19 protein-coding genes and 1 pseudogene are annotated in these 16,979 nt (G+C 71.4%); 10 read left to right on the top strand and 10 right to left on the bottom strand.

The annotated features are described in order from the left end of the window. Positions 1-367, top strand: a pseudogene (locus E1284_RS41505) (LLM class flavin-dependent oxidoreductase); the annotation flags it as partial. A gap of 100 nt (positions 368-467) precedes the next feature. On the opposite strand, the gene E1284_RS15935 reads toward E1284_RS41505, so the two are convergent. Continuing rightward, positions 468-854, bottom strand: a complete 387-nt coding sequence (locus E1284_RS15935) for an SCO5389 family protein (protein WP_131939866.1) — start codon at positions 852-854, stop codon at positions 468-470. Between the two features lie 141 nt (positions 855-995). Continuing rightward, complete coding sequence (locus tag E1284_RS15930; protein ID WP_131939865.1) at positions 996-1,178, bottom strand: hypothetical protein; 183 nt, start codon at positions 1,176-1,178, stop codon at positions 996-998. A 200-nt stretch (positions 1,179-1,378) separates the two neighbouring features. On the opposite strand from E1284_RS15930, the gene nucS reads away from it, so the two are divergent. The 4 genes from nucS (at position 1,379) to E1284_RS15910 (ending at position 4,045) form a co-directional block, all read left to right on the top strand. Next, positions 1,379-2,059, top strand: a complete 681-nt coding sequence (gene nucS / locus E1284_RS15925) for an endonuclease NucS (protein WP_131939864.1) — start codon at positions 1,379-1,381, stop codon at positions 2,057-2,059. Between the two features lie 55 nt (positions 2,060-2,114). After that, entirely contained in the window at positions 2,115-2,522 is a 408-nt protein-coding gene (locus E1284_RS15920) for a DUF3224 domain-containing protein (protein WP_243714506.1), read from the top strand. Between the two features lie 30 nt (positions 2,523-2,552). After that, entirely contained in the window at positions 2,553-3,137 is a 585-nt protein-coding gene (locus E1284_RS15915; RefSeq protein ID WP_131939862.1) for a TetR/AcrR family transcriptional regulator, read from the top strand. 119 nt (positions 3,138-3,256) lie between these two features. Next, a complete protein-coding gene (locus E1284_RS15910) occupies positions 3,257-4,045 on the top strand; it encodes a site-2 protease family protein (protein ID WP_131939861.1) in 789 nt (262 codons plus the stop codon). 31 nt (positions 4,046-4,076) lie between these two features. Here the strand turns inward: E1284_RS15910 and E1284_RS15905 are convergent, their stop codons facing one another. Continuing rightward, complete coding sequence (locus E1284_RS15905; protein ID WP_131939860.1) at positions 4,077-4,634, bottom strand: PadR family transcriptional regulator; 558 nt, start codon at positions 4,632-4,634, stop codon at positions 4,077-4,079. A 96-nt stretch (positions 4,635-4,730) separates the two neighbouring features. On the opposite strand from E1284_RS15905, the gene E1284_RS15900 reads away from it, so the two are divergent. The 4 genes from E1284_RS15900 (at position 4,731) to E1284_RS15885 (ending at position 8,840) form a co-directional block, all read left to right on the top strand. Further along, positions 4,731-5,339, top strand: coding sequence for a hypothetical protein (locus tag E1284_RS15900; protein WP_131939859.1), 609 nt, complete (start codon positions 4,731-4,733; stop codon positions 5,337-5,339). A gap of 20 nt (positions 5,340-5,359) precedes the next feature. Continuing rightward, positions 5,360-6,715, top strand: a complete 1,356-nt coding sequence (locus tag E1284_RS15895) for a carotenoid oxygenase family protein (protein WP_243714505.1) — start codon at positions 5,360-5,362, stop codon at positions 6,713-6,715. Between the two features lie 66 nt (positions 6,716-6,781). Next, positions 6,782-8,281: an aldehyde dehydrogenase family protein gene (locus E1284_RS15890; RefSeq protein ID WP_131939858.1), complete on the top strand. Its 1,500-nt coding sequence runs from the start codon at positions 6,782-6,784 to the stop codon at positions 8,279-8,281. A gap of 64 nt (positions 8,282-8,345) precedes the next feature. Continuing rightward, entirely contained in the window at positions 8,346-8,840 is a 495-nt protein-coding gene (locus tag E1284_RS15885; RefSeq protein WP_131939857.1) for a GNAT family N-acetyltransferase, read from the top strand. Here E1284_RS15885 and E1284_RS15880 read toward each other — a convergent pair. From E1284_RS15880 to E1284_RS15850, 7 genes are all read right to left on the bottom strand, one after another. Next, positions 8,837-10,222, bottom strand: coding sequence for an FAD-binding oxidoreductase (locus tag E1284_RS15880; RefSeq protein ID WP_131939856.1), 1,386 nt, complete (start codon positions 10,220-10,222; stop codon positions 8,837-8,839). The genes E1284_RS15885 and E1284_RS15880 overlap by 4 nt on opposite strands. Before the next feature lie 170 nt (positions 10,223-10,392). Then, on the bottom strand, positions 10,393-10,758 hold the full coding sequence (locus E1284_RS15875; protein ID WP_131939855.1) for a cupin domain-containing protein: 366 nt from the start codon (positions 10,756-10,758) through the stop codon (positions 10,393-10,395). Positions 10,759-10,775: 17 nt separating this feature from the next. Then, positions 10,776-11,219, bottom strand: coding sequence for a hemerythrin domain-containing protein (locus E1284_RS15870; RefSeq protein WP_131939854.1), 444 nt, complete (start codon positions 11,217-11,219; stop codon positions 10,776-10,778). 222 nt (positions 11,220-11,441) lie between these two features. Beyond that, a complete protein-coding gene (locus E1284_RS15865) occupies positions 11,442-11,885 on the bottom strand; it encodes a hypothetical protein (protein WP_131939853.1) in 444 nt (147 codons plus the stop codon). 11 nt (positions 11,886-11,896) lie between these two features. After that, positions 11,897-12,973, bottom strand: coding sequence for a DUF6745 domain-containing protein (locus tag E1284_RS15860; protein WP_131939852.1), 1,077 nt, complete (start codon positions 12,971-12,973; stop codon positions 11,897-11,899). Positions 12,974-13,466: 493 nt separating this feature from the next. Beyond that, positions 13,467-14,663: a serine hydrolase domain-containing protein gene (locus E1284_RS15855; RefSeq protein WP_131939851.1), complete on the bottom strand. Its 1,197-nt coding sequence runs from the start codon at positions 14,661-14,663 to the stop codon at positions 13,467-13,469. A gap of 3 nt (positions 14,664-14,666) precedes the next feature. Continuing rightward, positions 14,667-16,259 (bottom strand): GMC family oxidoreductase, encoded by a 1,593-nt coding sequence (locus tag E1284_RS15850; RefSeq protein ID WP_131939850.1) that lies wholly within the window; start codon positions 16,257-16,259, stop codon positions 14,667-14,669. A 72-nt stretch (positions 16,260-16,331) separates the two neighbouring features. Here E1284_RS15850 and E1284_RS15845 point away from each other — a divergent pair, with 72 nt between their 5' ends. Continuing rightward, positions 16,332-16,946, top strand: a complete 615-nt coding sequence (locus E1284_RS15845) for a cob(I)yrinic acid a,c-diamide adenosyltransferase (RefSeq protein WP_131939849.1) — start codon at positions 16,332-16,334, stop codon at positions 16,944-16,946. The last annotated feature ends 33 nt before the right edge of the window (positions 16,947-16,979 follow it).

Genomic DNA, 16,979 nt, shown 5'->3' with positions numbered 1-16,979 from the left:
CGGCCGCCCCGACCTCCCGCACATCTCCACCCACGTGGCCCAGGTGGCCGACACCCGCGAGGCAGCGGTCAAGACCCTGATGGACGAGATGCCCCGCTGGCTGGGCCCCGGCCTGAAGGGATACGTCGCCGTGGACGACCGTCCGCGCCCCTCCCCCGACCCGGTCGCCTACACGCGCCGCATGTGCGGCATCCACCCCGTCGGCTCCCCGGACGACTGCGTCGAGTCCCTCCTGTCCACGGTCGAGAAGACGGGCATCGACCACCTGATCCTGCTGGCGGAGGCCGCCGGCTCCCGCGAAGCCACCCTGGAGAACATCACCCGCCTGGGCTCCGAAGTCCTCCCGCACCTCCGCGCCGCCGATTAGGCCGAGCTGCGCTCACCGGGACGGCGAGATCCCGAGAATCCAGTTCGGCGGACGGTGCGGAAGCGGTGTCGCTTCCGCACCGCATCGGCCGGGGTGGGGGTCAGCAGTCGCGGAGTTCGGGGGACTGGTTGAGGATCTGCTCGCGGGGGGTCACGAACGTGCGGTAGGCGGAGGAGTCGCCGGTCGGGAAGACGGCGACGCGGTGGCAGTTCTGGAAGGCCAGCTTCACGCCGAAGTGGCGCTCCAGGGTGGAGCGCATGGCGTCGCTCGCGAGGACGCGGAGGAGCTGGCCGCGGGCCTGCTCGTCCGGGGGCGGGGTGAGGTTGTCGGCGAAGTCGCCGCCGTCCACCTGGAGCCGGGCCACCAGCCCGCTGATCATGTCCCACGCGTAGGGGAGGGACGTCCTGATGCACTCGACGAAGTCGGCCTCGCCGACCTCGCCCTTCTGCGCCGTCTCAAGCAGTTCCGGAGTCACGTCGAGAGACATGCGGGGGTCCTTTCGCCGTTTGAGGATGAACACCCACCCGCCGACGCTAATCACGGTGTCCGGAGAATTCCAGGCTTGACAAAGATTTTCATTCCGCTACGGAGCGCCCCTGGACGGCCCCCGTCCGTCCAGGGGCGCGCGTCATCGCGCCGGCGCCGCTCCATGGCGGCGCGCCCGGCGGACGGCGGTGACCCGCTCGGCGCGGTCGGCCCAGAACTCGCGGGCCCGCCGCGCGAACCGGGCGTCCCGCTCGGCCTCGGCCCGCGCCCGCAGCTCGCGGGTCCGCTCGCTCATGATCGACTGCATGATGTCGTGGTGGTACACGGTGTCTCCCGAAGGTCGCGGGCCGCTCGGCACGACCCGACACCCAAGACACTCGTCCTAAGGGGGCCGCTCCCACATCGGAAGCACGCCTTATGTGCACAGGTACAGGTGCCTTAGGCGGGATCGGGGAACCTCAGGGCGACCGCCGGTTCGCCGGTCCGGACTGAAGCGCGCCGCGTCCGGGACTAAGGTGAGGCAGCGTGCGTCTCGTTATCGCCCGCTGCAGCGTCGACTACGCCGGCAAGCTCACCGCCCACCTGCCGATGGCCCCCCGCCTGATCCTGATCAAGGCGGACGGGAGCGTGAGCATCCACGCCGACGACCGCGCCTACAAGCCCCTCAACTGGATGAACCCGCCCTGCTCGCTGCGCGAGGAGAGCTATGAGGAGAACGGCGCCACCGCGCGCTGGACGGTCACGCACGGCAAGTCGGGCGAGCGGCTGATCCTCACCATCGAGGAGTTCCTGCACGACACCAGCCATGAGCTGGGCATCGACCCGGGCCTGCAGAAGGACGGCGTCGAGGCGCACCTGCAGGAGCTGCTCGCCGAGCACATCACCACGCTCGGTGCCGGCTACACGCTGATCCGCCGCGAGTTCCCCACCGCGATCGGCCCGGTCGACATCCTGTGCCGGGACGCCGACAGCGCCACCGTCGCGATCGAGATCAAGCGGCGCGGCGAGATCGACGGCGTCGAGCAGCTGACCCGGTACCTGGAGCTGCTGAACCGCGACCCGCACCTCGCGCCCGTCCGCGGCGTGTTCGCCGCGCAGGAGATCAAGCCGCAGGCCCGCGTCCTCGCCACCGACCGCGGCATCGACTGCGTCACCCTCGACTACGACGCGCTGCGCGGCATCGAGCACGAGGGCACCCTTTTCTAGGGCCCCGAGCTCCGAAGTCTCCCCGCCGTCGGACGCGGCGGGCATCATGGCGGGCATGACGTTTCAAGCCAGCGGCAGCTTCGACATCGAGGCGTGGGACGCCGAGAAGCCCTACGAGGAGCGGGACGGCGCCAAGCTGACCCGCGTCCACGTCGGCAAGCAGTTCCACGGCGACCTCGTCGGGACGAGCACCACCGAGCTGATCACCGTGGAGACGCCCGCCGGGCCCGTCGCCTACGTGGGGGTGGAGCGGGTGCAGGGCATCCTGCACGGCCGGGAGGGCGGGTTCGTCCTGCAGCACAGCGCGGGCAGCGAGGACGGGACGCCCGACACCCAGTGGCTGCGGTGGCTGATCGTCCCCACGTCCGGGACCGGGGAGCTGGCCGGCATCCGCGGCCTCGGCCAGATCACCGTCGCCGAGGACGGATCCCACGCCTGGGCGCTGGAGTACACGCTGGGCTAGGTGCCGGCGGGCAGCCGGTAATGTGCTGCCATGCCCCCGGTCACCACCGACGCGACGCGCGAGCGGATCATCGACGCGGCGGAAGAGTGCTTCCGCCGCTTCGGCGTCGCCAAGACGACGGTCGAGGACATCGCGGCGGCGGCGCGCCTGTCGCGCGCGACGGTGTACCGGAGCGTCACCGGCGGCCGGGACGAGCTGATCCTCGCCGTGGTGGTGCGCGACCTGCACCGGTTCCTGGACCGGCTGGCCGCGCGGCTGCGCCGCGAGCGGTCGGTGCCGGAGGCGATCGTCGAGGGGTCGCTGGACGCGATCGAGTACGTCCGCGGCGAGCCGACCATCGCGCACTTCCTGGTGCCGGAGGCGGCGGGCCACATGCAGGCGGCGGTCGCGGGCGCGGCCGAGCACGTCCTCGACCTGTGCTGCGAGTACGTGCGGCCGTACTTCGCGCAGGCGCAGCGGCAGCGGATGCTGCGGGCCGACATCGAGGTGGAGGGGACGGTCGAGTTCCTCTTCCGGATCATCACCTCGCTCATCGTGATGGACCGGGACCGGGACGCCGAGGCGCAGCGCCGCTTCCTGCGCACCTACGTCGTCCCGGTGATCGCGGCGCCGTGACGCCCGCGGGCGGGAGACCCGCCGCACGGGCACGGCGTTGGAGCGGGTAGCTTCCGAATGACGATCGGGCGGGACGGGGCGCCGGGAGAACGGCGGCGCGGCGAGAGGGGCCGGGAACGATGAACGGGACTGCACACGGGGCGCGAGGGAGCGCGGCCGTCCGGCCGAGCCCGGTGTTCCTCGCGATCGCGGCGGTGACCGTCCTGTGCGGCCTGATCGCCTGGCGGTACGGGGAGGACCCGGCCAAAGAGGCGCGGATCGCGCTGTTCGGGTTCGTCCTCGCGGCGTGGATGCTGTCCCTGTGCGCGCACGAGTTCGGGCACGCCTACACGGCCTACCGGTCGGGCGACCGCAGCGTGGTCGGCAAGGGGTACCTCACGCTGAACCCGCTGAAGTACTCCGACGTCGTGCTGAGCTTCGTGATCCCGGTGGTGTTCATCATGCTCGGCGGCATCGGCCTGCCGGGCGGCGCCGTCTGGATCGACCGGCACTCCATCCGGGGCAGGCTGCGGCACAGCCTGATCTCGGCCGCGGGCCCGCTGTCCAACGTCCTGTTCGCGATCATGCTGGCGGTGCTCTACAAGAACTTCGCCCACCAGGACCACGGCGTGTTCTGGCTGGGCGTGGCGTTCCTGGCGTTCCTCCAGGTCACCGCCGCCATCCTGAACCTGCTGCCGATCCCCGGCCTGGACGGGTTCGGGATCATCGAGCCGTACCTGCCGCAGCGCTGGGTCGCCAAGGTGAGCCCCTACGGCGGCTACGTCTTCCTCATCCTGATCGCGCTGCTGTGGCTCGGGCCCATCAACGACGCCTTCTTCACCGCCGTCTTCCACATCACGGAGGCGCTGGGCCTGGGCGAGATCCCCATCCGGGTCGGGCTGTCGCTCTTCCAGTTCTGGACGAACTGACGCCTCACGGCCCGGCCGGGGCGCGCTCCCTTCAGTCCTCGGGGGAATCGCCGGGTGAGCGGGAGTCGCGTGCGGCGAGTTCCGCGGCGACCCAGCGCAGCCAGTCGCGGCGCATCTCGAAGAAGCGCTTGCCGTACTCCAGGACGAAGCGGCCGTTGTCCGCCATGCCGCCCTGCTCGTCCCATTCGACGGCCTTCTCGACCTCCGCGAGCCCGGCGGCCTGGGCGCCGATCGCGTCGATCTGCTCGTCGATGTATCGGCGGGCCTCGGCGCGGGTCAGCTCGCCGAGGAAGAACACGCGGAGCAGCGTCTCGTCCCGCCGGTTGGGCTTGGGGGCGATGCCGATCAGCCAGTGGTGCAGCTCCGCCCGGCCGGACGGGGTGATCCGGTACTCGCGGCGGCCGCGCGGCCCCTCGGCGGCGACCTCGATCAGCCCGGCGTCGGTGAGCTTGCCGAGTTCGCCGTAGAGCTGGCTCTGCGTGGCCGGCCACACGTTGTCGAGCGACACCTCGAACAGTTTCAGCAGGTCATAGCCGCTGGCGCCGCCCAGCTCGGCGAGGAGTCCGAGCACCGCGTGTCGCAAACTCATGCCGGCGACTCTACCAGTCTGTATTGACATGTCAGAAGTGGAACGTCTACGTTCGACCTGTCATAACTGGAACGTCGCTGCCGAAGGACGCCCGCCATGCCGAAGTACTACGCCAGAACCTTCCTGCCGTGGATCGTGCTCGCGGTCGTGAGCGGCTTCGACGGCCGGGCGGGCGCCGCCGCCGGACTCGTCACGGCGCTCGTGCTGCTCGGCCGGGACCTCCGCCGGGGGCACCGCGCCGACTCGCTGATCCTGGAGATCTCGACCTCGGTCTACATGGCGGCGCTCACCGCGCTGGCGCTGACCGTGCCCGACTCGTCCGTCCTGGACTACGGCGCCTCCCTCGCGATCGGCTGGCTGGCGCTGACCGCCTGGGGAACGCTCCTGTTCCGCCGCCCGTTCACCGCGGGCATCGCCCGCCGCCAGGTCTCGGCGGAGATCGCCGCGACCGCCCTGTTCATGCGCATCAACCGCGCGATCACCGCCGCCTGGGCCGCGAGCTTCACCCTGACGGCGGTCGTGCTCGGCCTCGTCCAGCACGGGGCCCCGGACGCCACCGCGCTGCTGGTCGCCGTCAAGGTCGCCTGTTTCACGGTCCCCGCCGTCTTCACGGCCCGCCACCCCGACCGCGCGCGCAAGCGCCACGCCACCGAACTCGGGCCGCCGGCCGCGCAGGCCGCCGACGCCCAGCCGTCCTCGCGCTGATACTGGAAGGGAACGCCGCGATGAGAGAGAACCTCATGGACAAGCCGGCCGCATGGCTGGACGGCCGTCTGGCCCCCGTCCCCGACGAGACCGACGCCTACAACCTGCGGGTCACCGGGACGCTGCCGCCCGAGCTGACCGGCCGGTACTTCCGCAACGGCCCGAACCCCAAGCCGGGCGAGCCGAGCGGGCATTGGTTCACCGGCCACGGGATGCTCCACGGGGTGCGGCTGCGGGACGGCCGGGCCGAGTGGTACCGCAACCGCTGGGTCCAGACGGAGGCGTTCACCGAGGGGAAGCCGTTCGTCCGCGACGACTACGGCTTCGACCGGCGCGCCGTGCGGGCGAACACGCACGTCGTCCCGCACGCGGGCAGGATCTGGGCGCTGGTGGAGAACGGGTTCCCCTACGAGGTGACGCCCGAACTCGGCACCGCCGGCCCGTGCGACTTCGGCGGGCGGCTCACCACGGCCATGACCGCGCACCCCAAGGAGGACCCGGTCACCGGCGACCTGCTGTTCTTCGGCTACGGCATGTTCCCGCCCTACCTCACCTACCACCGGCTGTCCGCGGACGGGACGCTGGTGGAGAGCCGCGAGGTCGAGGTGCCCGGCCCGACGATGATGCACGACTTCGCGATCACCGAGAACCATGTCGTGTGGCTCGACCTGCCGGTGGTGTTCGACCTCGACCTGGCGCTGTCCGGTGAGTCCGGGATGCCGTACCGGTGGGACGACGGGTACGGGGCGCGGCTCGGCGTGATGCCGCGCGACGGTTCCGGCGGCGTCCGCTGGTTCGAGGTCGACCCGTGCTACGTCTTCCATGTCGGCAACGCGCACGAGGACGCCGCCGGGCGGGTCGTCCTGGACGGGGCGCGCTACCGTCCCGAGGCGTTCGCGGCCCTCTGGGGCGGGATCGGCGGCACCGTCGACCCCGCGACGGAGGCGGTGACCTCGGAGAGCGCCCAGCTGCACCGGTGGATTCTCGACCCGGCCACCGGGAAGGCCGCCGAGGAGCAGCTCGACGACCGGAACGTGGAGTTCCCGACCCACGACGACACCAGGACGGGTTTGGAGCACCGCTACCTCTACACCGTCGCCGGGAACACGATCGTGAAGTACGACCTGCGCGGGGGGCCGTCCGCGCGCGAGTGCGGGCCGGACGTGCAGCTCGGCGAGGCGGTGTTCGTCCCCGCCGAGGGAGCGCGCGCGGAGGACGAGGGCTGGCTGCTGTCGATCGCGTCCGGCGACACGGGGGCCGAACTGCTTGTGCTCGACGCGTCGGACCTGTCGCACACGGCGACCGTCCACCTGCCGCGGCGCGTTCCGGCCGGATTCCACGGAAGCTGGATCCCCGACTCCCGGCGGGGGGCTTAGGGTGGTTTACTAGCCGGTACGCAGGCGCAAGTACTCACTTACCAGGCTCCTCCCGGGAGGTTCCTCATGTCCGTGGCCACGGAGAGCACCGAGACGTTCGCGTCCCTGAACCCGGCCACCGGCGAGGTCGTCGCCGAGCATCCCGTCCAGGACGGTGCCGCCGTGGCGGCGGCGGTCGAACGCGCCCGGGAGGCCGCCGAGTGGTGGCGGGCCCTCGGCTGGAAGGAGCGCCGGCTCCGGCTGCTCAACGTCAAGGGGTCGCTCGCCCGCAACCTGAACCGGATGGCCGAGCTCATCCACCAGGAGACCGGCAAGCCGGTGCAGGACGCCCAGCTAGAGACGATCATGGCGATCACCCACCTGGACTGGGCCGCCCGCAACGCGCAGAAGATCCTCGGACCGCGCAGCGTCTACCCCGGCCTCATGGCCGTCAACCAGAAGTGCGTGCTGGAGTACCAGCCGCTCGGCGTCGTCGGCGTGATCGGCCCGTGGAACTACCCGATCTTCACCCCGATGGGCTCCATCGGGTACGCGCTCGCGGCCGGCAACGCCGTCGTGTTCAAGCCGTCGGAGTTCACCCCGGGCGTCGGCGTGCTGCTCGCCGAGCTGTTCGACGCGGTCATCCCCGAGCACCCCGTCCTGCAGACGATCACCGGACTCGGCGAGACCGGCGCGGCGCTCGCCTCGTCCCCGCGCGTCGACAAGATCGCCTTCACCGGGTCGGCCCGCACCGCCAAGCGCGTCATGGCGGCCTGCGCGCAGAACCTCACCCCGATCGTCGCCGAGTGCGGCGGCAAGGACGCCTGCATCGTCGACTCCGACGCCGACCTCGACGCCGCCGCCGACGCCGCGCTGTGGGGCGCCATGTCGAACGCCGGCCAGACCTGCATCGGGGTCGAGCGCATCTACGTCGTGGACGACGCCTACGACAAGTTCCTCGGCAAGCTCACCGAGAAGGCCAAGGACCTGCGCCCCGGCTTCGACCGCGAGGCCGCCTACGGCCCGATCACCATGCCGTCGCAGCTCGACATCATCGAGCGGCACATCAAGGACGCGCTCGCCAAGGGCGGCAAGGCGGTCGTCGGCGGGGCCGAGTCCGTGCGCAAGCCGTACGTGGAGCCGGTCGTCCTCGCCAACGTGCCGGACGACTCGTCCGCCGTCTGCGAGGAGACGTTCGGCCCGACGATCACCGTCCACCGGGTCAAGGACCTCGACGAGGCCGTCGAGCGGACCAACAAGACCGGTTACGGCCTCGCCGGGACGATCTTCTCCGGCGACAAGTCCCGCGCTCTGGACGTCGCCCGCCGGATGCGGTCCGGCATGACCTCCATCAACGCCTTCGCCGCGTTCGCCCAGGTCGCCGCGCTGCCGTTCGGCGGCGTCGGCGAGTCCGGCTTCGGCCGCATCCACGGCGCGGACGGGCTGCGCGAGTTCACCCGCCCGAAGGCCATCACCCGGCAGCGGTTCGCGACGATGAACCTCACCTCGTTCGGCCGCACCGACAAGGAGATGGCCCGCGTCCTCGGCCTGATCAACATGCTGCACGGCCGCCGGTACAAGCGCTGACCCGCCACCGCGAGACCATGGCTCCCCCGGCCCCGCGCCGGGGGCGCCGCCTAGACTGGAAATCATGACATCCGGGACGTTCGGCGCACCTGTGCGCAGCCGCCTCCGGGCGCCCCTGGGTGCGACACCGCCGCCCCCGCCGGGCCTCCGGCCGTTCACCGCCGCGGACGTCCCGGCGCTCGCCGCCGCCATGTGGGCCGCCTACCGCGGCACCCCCGACGAGGCCGACGTCGGCGACCTTCCGGGCGCGGCACGCGAGATCCAGCTCACCCTGGACGGCGAATACGGGACGTTCCTCCCGGAAGCCTCCTTCGTGGCCGACCACGAGGACCGTCCGGTAGGCGGAGCCCTCGCCACCCTCTACCGGGACGAACCGCTCCTGGCCTTCCTCTTCACCGCCCCGTCCCACGCGGGGCACGGCCTGGGGCGCGACCTGGTACTGGCGGTCATGCACGCCTTGGCGGAGCAGGGTCACGACACCCTGTCCCTCGCCGTGACCCGCCGCAACCGCCGCGCCCGCCGACTCTACGACCGGCTCGGATTCGTCGAAGTCAGCTAAGGGTGTGCCGACGGGCTGATGTTCTGGTTCGCCCGGAAGAAGTTGTCGGGATCGTACTTCGCCTTGATCTCCGCGAGCCTGTCGTAATGGTCGCGGTAGGTGGCCCGGACCCTGTCCTCGCTTTCGTCCGTGCCGAGGAAGTTCACGTAGGCACCTCCCATCGAGTACGGGTGCAGCGCCTCCCAGTAGTCCACGCACCACCGCCGGATCGTCGCGGTCTTCGCGGGATCGGGGTCGATGCCGGCGAAGACGGCGGACCAGGTGGCGTCCCGGTAGCCCCAGGCGGTGTCGTCCCTCCCCGGCCTCTGTGCCGCGCCATCGATCGGGTACAGGTGCATGGTCGACAGGTCGGTGGGGATCTCCGTTCCGAACCTCTGGTGGATCTCGGCGGCCTCATCGGGGATGCGGTCGAAGAAGTCACCCCGCCAGTACCACTGCAGACCGGGCGGGATGAGGTCGTCGAACATGGTCTGGAGCATCGGGTAGGGCATCGGGCTGGTGAACGTGAAGGCCGGCCGACCGGGCTCGACCGTCGGCGCGAGGACGTCCTCCAGGTTCTCCGGCTCGCCGGTGTAGCACCAGATGATGACGCACATCTTGCGGCCGTGCAGTTCCTCGGGGAACGGCGGCGCGGGCGGGATGACGAGGAGGGCGACGAAGCCGCTCAGGTCCTCGGGCGCCTGCGGCAGGAAGTCGCGGTACCACCGCAGCACATCGCGGGTGGCGTCGATCGGCCATGCCGTGACGCCCACCCCGACCGTGTCCACGGGGTGCAGCCGGAAGGTAAACGAGGTGACGACGCCGAAGTTGCCACCGCCGCCGCGGAGCGCCCAGAACAGGTCGGGGTTCCGCTCCTCGGACGCGGTGACCAGTGTGCCGTCCGCCAGGACCACGTCGGCCGAGACCAGGCTGTCCACCGTGAGGCCGTACTTGCGGGTGAGGTGGCCGTGACCGCCGCCGAGCGTGAGGCCGCCGACCCCGGTCGTCGAGACGATTCCCGCGGGCACCGCGAGCCCGAAGGCGTGGGTGGCGTGGTCCAGGTCGCTCAGCAGGCTTCCGCCGCCCACCTCGGCCGTGCGCTCCTCCGGGTCGACCCGCACCCAGCGCATGGGCGACAGGTCGACGGTCACGCCACCCTCCACCAGACAGAGACCGGGGCCGCTGTGCCCACCGCCCCGGACGGCGACCTGCGCGCCGGCCTCCTGGACCAGACCGAGCGCCGCCACCACGTCCGCGGCGTCGGAGCACCGGACGATGGCGGCCGGGGACTTGTCGATCATCGCGTTGTAGATCGTGCGGGCTCGGTCGTAGTCCGGGTCCGGCGGACCGATCACCGGCCCCCGCAGCGTGGTGCGCATGGATTCCAGAACTGTGGCCGTCATCGGCCCTCCCCCGTCCGGCCGCGGCACGTCCCGCACATGCGCGCCCGTGGTGTCGATGACCCCGCCGGGTCCCTCCCGGCGGGAGTTCCTTCACCCTTACCGCCAACCACACCCGACACAACCGGACGAATGGGGAAAAACTATCCCAAGTCCCTCACCCGCGGCGGCGGTCAGTCAGCTGGCCACGGGCTGCGCTCGACCTCGTGATCCGCCGCGGTCGGCGGCGGCGAGACGACGTTCATGAACACCAGCCGGCCGCGGGCGCGGACGCCGCGCCTGGTACCGGCGGGCACCACCACGAGGTCCCCGGCCGCCACCGGGTGCGGCGCATCGCCGACCCACACCTCCCCGGCCCCCTCCATGATCGCCAGAGCCAGCTCCACGCCCGGCGTGTGCAGCGGGATCTCCTGCCCGTCCTCCATGCCGACGACCATCACCCTGGTGCTGTCGGTCGCCGACAGCACCTTCGGGCAGTACCCCTCGGCACTGAACTCCGCGAGCGCGGACGCGTTGCCGATGACGGCCTTCTTCTCCACCGTGCTTCTCCGTTCACTCAGGCCCGCGCGCGCACGCACACCCAATCCGCGGGCATCTCTCCGGACTCGAGGAAGGCCCGCAGCCGCTCGGCCCGCGGTTCCGGCACGACCCGCTCCAGCTCCGGGTAGAGGACCTTCTCCTCTTTCAGGTTGTGGTGCAGGAGCTGGACCGTGAGCCGCCGGCACAGCGTGTACGCGGCACCGTCGTCCGGGTCCGCGTCGAGGGCGTCGAGCGTGGCCCACATCTGCCCGTGCTCACGCAGCATGACGAGCACCGGCGCCGTCAGCCCGGCCGCGTGCAGGGCCGGGAAGAGGAACTCCTCTTCGAGGTAGATGTGACGGCGCAGCGCGCGAACGGCACCCGCGAGCGCGTCCCGCGTCCCGTCCATGAACGCCTCGATCCCGGCATCGATCTCGTGATGCTCCCGCTCAAGGGCCATCGCCAGTGACTCGATCTCCATGCCCGCACCCTCACAGCCGACCTAGCCCGGCGCCTCGACCACCCGATCGGGGATGCCGGGCCCCCAACATTAATACATGTAGATGATGTAAATAATGATTCGAGGTGTGAGAAATCATCCACCGGCACCCGGCATGACTCCTGATTGGGGCGGCCAGGGGCTGCGCCCCCGTCCGCGGGACGGGGGCGGTTACTCATGGCGGTGGAAGGGGTGGTTCGCGGGTCAGTCGAGGACCAGGCGGGAGCCCCAGCCGCCCGTCGTGTACTCGCGTTGGCGGCGGACGGCGTAGTGGCCCGGGGTGCAGCCGGAGGCGCCGTGTTCGGGGTGCAGCAGGTAGACGGTGGCGGACGCCTCGAAGACGCCGATGGCCAGGCCGCTGGAGTCGTACACGTGCTTCGTCCAGCGGCAGGTTCCGGGGTCGGCGACGAGGGTGTGCGGGTTGCCGCCCGCCTCGCCTCGGAGGAGTTCGATGCCCTCGGACGGGACGTCCGTCCAGCGGGCCCCTTGCTGGAACGTCAGGGATGCCGAGATCTCGGACATGGGGATGACGATCAGGTCGCCCTGGGCTTGGATCCCGTCGACGATCGGGATGCTCACCGACTGTTCGAGATGGTCGAGGACGGGGAGCCCGGTCTGGAGGGAAAGGGACGCGAGGGTCACGGTCATGGGGATCACCTTCAGGTTCGGCGGACGAGTCGGGAGTACTGGTCGGCGGACAGCCCGTAGGTCCAGCCGGCGGCGGCGACCGGATCCTCGATGGCGCCCGGCACGGTCAGGCCGTAGCGGCGGCGGTGTCCGTCGCGTTCGGCGGAGCCGTTGACGGCGAGCAGCACTCTGGTCTGTTCGGGCAGGTCGTAGAGCCGCAGTTCCGAGCCGGGGTTGCCGGGGTCCGGCGCGGTGGCCACGAGCCGCAGACCCGCCCCGTCGATGTAGTCGCCCCAGCCGATCCTCTCGATGGCGCAGCGGCGGACCTCGACATTGGTCTCCCGCGCGACCCGCTCGACGCTTGGATCGTCGATCACCCAGGTCGGCACCCTCATGCCGTGCCAGGCGTGCACGTCGGCGCCGTCGGTGTACCGGAGCGCGGGGCCGTCCGGGCGGTGCAGCCGCACCTGCCCCTCCTCGCCCCAGACCTCGGTGTGCAACTCGACGGGCCGTTCGGACACGACGCAGACGTGCTCGCGCGGCCACCACCAGCCGGACGACCGCCCCAGCGTGGCCCACAGATCGAGCAGGCGCGTCTGCTCGGGAGTGAACACCACACCGGACGTCCGGCGGACGGCGTCGTAGTGGGCGACCCACGAGACGCACAGCGCGTCATACCAGGGCCCGACCCGCTGGATCTCGTTGGCCGACCGCAGAGCCCTGCGGAGCGTGCTCTGCGACGAGGCCGCCATCGGCGCGCGGACCAGTTGCCGCAGCATCGGGTCAAGCGGGCGGTAGCCCCGCATGACCTCGGCATCGAGTTGTGCGGAGAACCTGCTGATCATGCTGCGGAAACGCACCGGCAGAGGCCAGTCGGAGAGACGTTCCACGGTCTCGTCCGGCCGTGGGCGGGTGCCCGGTGGGACGGTTTCCAAGGCCGCGAGCGGTGAGGAGACCCAGTGGAATCGCGGCGGATCGAGCCCGATCAGCCGGTACAGCTCGGAGATGGCCGTCTCGGCGGCCGGGCGGTCGGCGGGCGCGGTGGAGAGCAGATGCCCGAGCCATTCCGCGCGGATGTCGGCAGCTTCCCGCTGCGCGAAGTCGCTCACCGGACGAGGGCGGCGACGCCCCTTTCGTAGATCATGAGGCCGGATCCTGGCAGACCGGGGCCGCCCCTGTCCAGTCCCCCCGCGTTCCGGCCGGATGCCCCGAGGCGGGTCCACGCCTCAGGCCCTCCCTAGGCCGGCACCCCTGACTAAGGCGGTCTAAGGCGGCGTAGATAAGGCTTCGTCCCCATGTGGGGGGTGGGGGCTTAGGACGAACCTTGTACATGTCGGGCCACGAGGGCCCGGCGGGAACAAGGAGAACGGCATGATCCGCCCGGAGTTCGACAAGGTGATCATCAACGACCGCGTACGCGTGCTGCGGGCCGAGGCGAAGGACGCCCGCCGCGCCCGCATCGCGAAGGCGCTCAAGCGGTGACGCCCGCGCCCCGTCCGCGAGGGTCCACGCTCGCGGCCCGACCACCACGGTCCACGCTCGCAGCGCCTTCGCGAAGGTCCACGCCCCCGCCCGTACCCCGGGCCGGGGGCGTTCTTCGTTTCAGTCGGCCGATGTCCAGTCGCGCCTCCGCCGCCGCACCGCCCGGCGGCGGAACCGGCGGATCGCCCGGTCGGCCTGACGCCTCCGGATCGCCTGTATCAGCCTGGGTTCCAGCCCGAGGACCGCGCGGATCTCGTCGGCGATCTCGTAGCCGGGGGCGGGCAGCCGCAGCGCCAGCAGGTTGAACAGCACGGCGACGCTGAGGCCGCGGGACGGGTCGGCGAACGCCACACCGCAGTTGTTCATGTCTCCGAACGCGGTGTAGGACGCCGTCTCAACGGAAGCGACCCCGAAGCCGAGCCCTCTCGGAATGGGCCCGCCCATCACGCGGTCCTGCCGCACCGTCATGATGGAGGACAGGCGGGATGTCAGCTCGGGCGGGATGAGCCGGACGCCGTCCACCTCGCCGATCAGGGCGGCGTATACGCGCGCGAGCGCCTGAGCCGTCCCCCTGCCGGAGCAGGGCATGGACATGGCCTCGTACTCGGTCCGGTTCGCCAGCACGGCGCCCTCCCGCCACGCGGGCGGGACGACACGGTGGAAGAGCGAACCCTCGGGAAAGTGCAGCACGGGGTCGGTGGAATCGTGGCCTTCCATGCGCGCCAGCCTGGAGAGGTGCCACGCCGGGACGCCGAAGAACAGATCGTCGGCGACGCCGAGAGGCACAGCGACCTCGTCCCGCAGGACGTCGGTGATGGGACGCCCCGAGACCCTCCGGACAACCTCACCGAGAATGATCCCGAACGTCAGGACGTGGGCGCCGGCCGCGGTGCCCGTCCGCCACAGCGGCCGCAGATCCGCGACCCGCGCGCACAGCGCGTCCCAGTCGGCGAAGTCCTCGGGGACGAGGCCGTCCGGCACCTGCGGCACTCCGGCCGAATGGGTGAGGACGTGCGCGACGGTGATGTCGGTCTTGCCGTGGGCGCCGAACTCTGGCCAGTACGCGGCGACCGGGACCCCGTACTCGATCAGCCCCCGCTGGGCCAGCACGTGCACCACCGTCGCGACCAGCCCCATCTCCGGCGCATGGAAAAGGGTCCGGTCGTCCACCGGGCGGCCGGTGGACGCGTCCGCGCGGCCGGCGTGCACGTCGACGATCAGTTCGCCATGTAAGTAGGCCGCTATCTGCAGCCCTACCTCGGCGCCCGACGCGACCAGCTCGTCGGCCAGTTCCTGGGCGCGGGATTGGACGTCCACGCCCTAGTCCTGGGCGTTCGCCGGCTTCAGGGGGCTGCGGCCCCGGATCAGGTCGGCGGCCCGTTCGGCGATGGCGATCGTCGGGGCGTTGGTGTTGCCGCGCGGGACGGAGGGCATGACCGAGGCGTCCACGACCCGCAGTCCCTCGACGCCCCTGACCCGCAACGACGCGTCGCAGACGGCGTCGCCGCCGCCCATCGCGCAGGTGCTCGTCGGGTGGAACAGCGTCGCGACCTGGCGCCGGATGAACCCGACGATCGCCTCGTCCGACTCGACCTGCTCGCCCGGCGCCCACTCGCCGCCGATCAGGGACGCCAGCGGGCCGATCGCGGCGATCTCGCGGGCCTGCCGGACGCCGGCGACCAGGATGTCCAGGTCGGCCTTGTCGGCGAGGTAGGCGGGGTCGATCAGCGGCTTGGCGTACGGGTTGGCGGAACGGAGGGTCAGCGCGCCGCGGCTCTCGATCGCGATGGCGGTGACCATGACGGAGAGCAGCCGCTCGGACGACTCGGTGAGCCCCTGGTTCACGAACGGCGTCGGAAGCACGTGGTACTGCAGGTCGGGCGCGGGCAGGCCCTCGACCGTCCGGACGAACCCACCCGCCTCGGCGACATTCGACGCATAAGGCCCGCGTGCCAGAGACTGGTACAGGGCGAAGGCACGCGCGTTCGCCTGCTCCCACAGCACCTTCGTCCGCGGTGTCGCGAACATGACGTTCACGAACGGGTGGTCCTGGAGCCCCTTGCCCACCGGGGAGTCGACGACGACGTCGATGCCGAGGGAGCGCAGGTGGTCGGCCGGGCCGATCCCCGACAGCATCAGCAGCTGCGGGCTGTTCACCGAGCCCCCGGACAGGATCACCTCGGCGTCGGCGCGCACCGAGTGCGTCTCGCCGCGTGCCTCGTAGCGGACGCCGGTGGCGCGGCCGTCCTCGATCACGACGCGGGACGCGAGGGCGTCCGTGACGACCGTGAGGTTCGGCCGGTTCTCGATCGGGTGCAGGTAGCCGGCGGCGGTCGACCAGCGCCTGCCGCGCCTGTGGGTGACCTGGTAGAAGCCGACGCCGTCCTGGTCGGCGGCGTTGAAGTCGGGGTTGGCGGCGAGGCCGTACGCCTTCGCGGACTGCACCCAGGCGCGGGTCAGCGGGTGCTTGTAGCGCAGGTCCTCGACGCGGAGCGGGCCGCCGACGCCGTGGTAGGGGAGGTCGCCGCGCTGCTGGTCCTCGGCTCGGCGGAAGTAGGGCAGCAGGTCCTCATAGCCCCACCCGTCGCAGCCGAAGGCGTCGCGCCAGGTGTCGTAGTCGTGCCGGGCGCCGCGGATGTAGATCATCGCGTTGGTGGACGAACTGCCGCCGAGCGTCCGCCCCCGCGGCCAGTACACGCTGCGGCCGGCGGCGTGCTCCTGCGGCGTGGTCGCGTAGTCCCAGTCGTAGGGGCCCTTGATCAGCGAGGCCACCGCGGCCGGGATGTGGATCTCCGGCGCGTCGTCGGGCGGCCCCGCCTCCAGCAGCAGCACCTTGGCGGACGGGTCCTCGGTGAGTCGGGCCGCGAGAACACAGCCGGCACTCCCCGCGCCCACGATGATGTAGTCGTACACGGCGGCCTCCGGGGTCTTTCCCGGAACCCTACCGAACGGCCTTCTACGTGCGGCAGGGCTAGGCTGCGTCCCATGGCGAAGAACAGGGAGAACCCCGTCGTGCTCTCGCGGATCTACACCCGGACCGGCGACGACGGAACCACCGCGCTGGGCGACGCGTCGCGGACGAGCAAGACCGATCCGCGCCTCGCCGCGTACGCCGACGTCGAGGAGGCCAACGCCGCGATCGGGACGGCCCTCGCGCTCGGTTCGCTCCCCGAGGACGTCGTCGCGCTGCTGACCCGCGTCCAGAACGACCTGTTCGACGTGGGCGCCGACCTGTGCGCGCCGGTCGTGCCCGACCCGCAGTACCCGCCGCTGCGCGTCGAGACGTCCTACATCGAGCGGCTGGAGGAGGCGTGCGACGAGCACAACGCCGACCTGCCGACGCTGCGCAGCTTCATCCTCCCCGGCGGGACGCCCGGCGCCGCCCTGCTGCACGTGGCGCGAACGGTGACGAGGCGCGCCGAACGCACCACCTGGGCGGCGATCGAGGCGCACGGCAGCGCCGGCGAGACCGCCGAGGGCGGCGTGAACCCGCTCACCGCCAAGTACCTCAACCGGCTGTCGGACCTGCTGTTCATCCTGTGCCGCGTCGCGAACGCCGAGCACGGCGACGTGCTGTGGAAGCCCGGCGGCGAGCGCTGAGGGTGGGGCTAACCCCACCCCGGGTTCACCGGC

Origin of the sequence: Actinomadura bangladeshensis (assembly GCF_004348335.1) — a bacterium.
Taxonomy (GTDB): domain Bacteria; phylum Actinomycetota; class Actinomycetes; order Streptosporangiales; family Streptosporangiaceae; genus Spirillospora; species Spirillospora bangladeshensis.
Note: the sequence above shows the minus strand (reverse complement) of the source record. Positions and strands in the feature narration are given on the sequence as shown.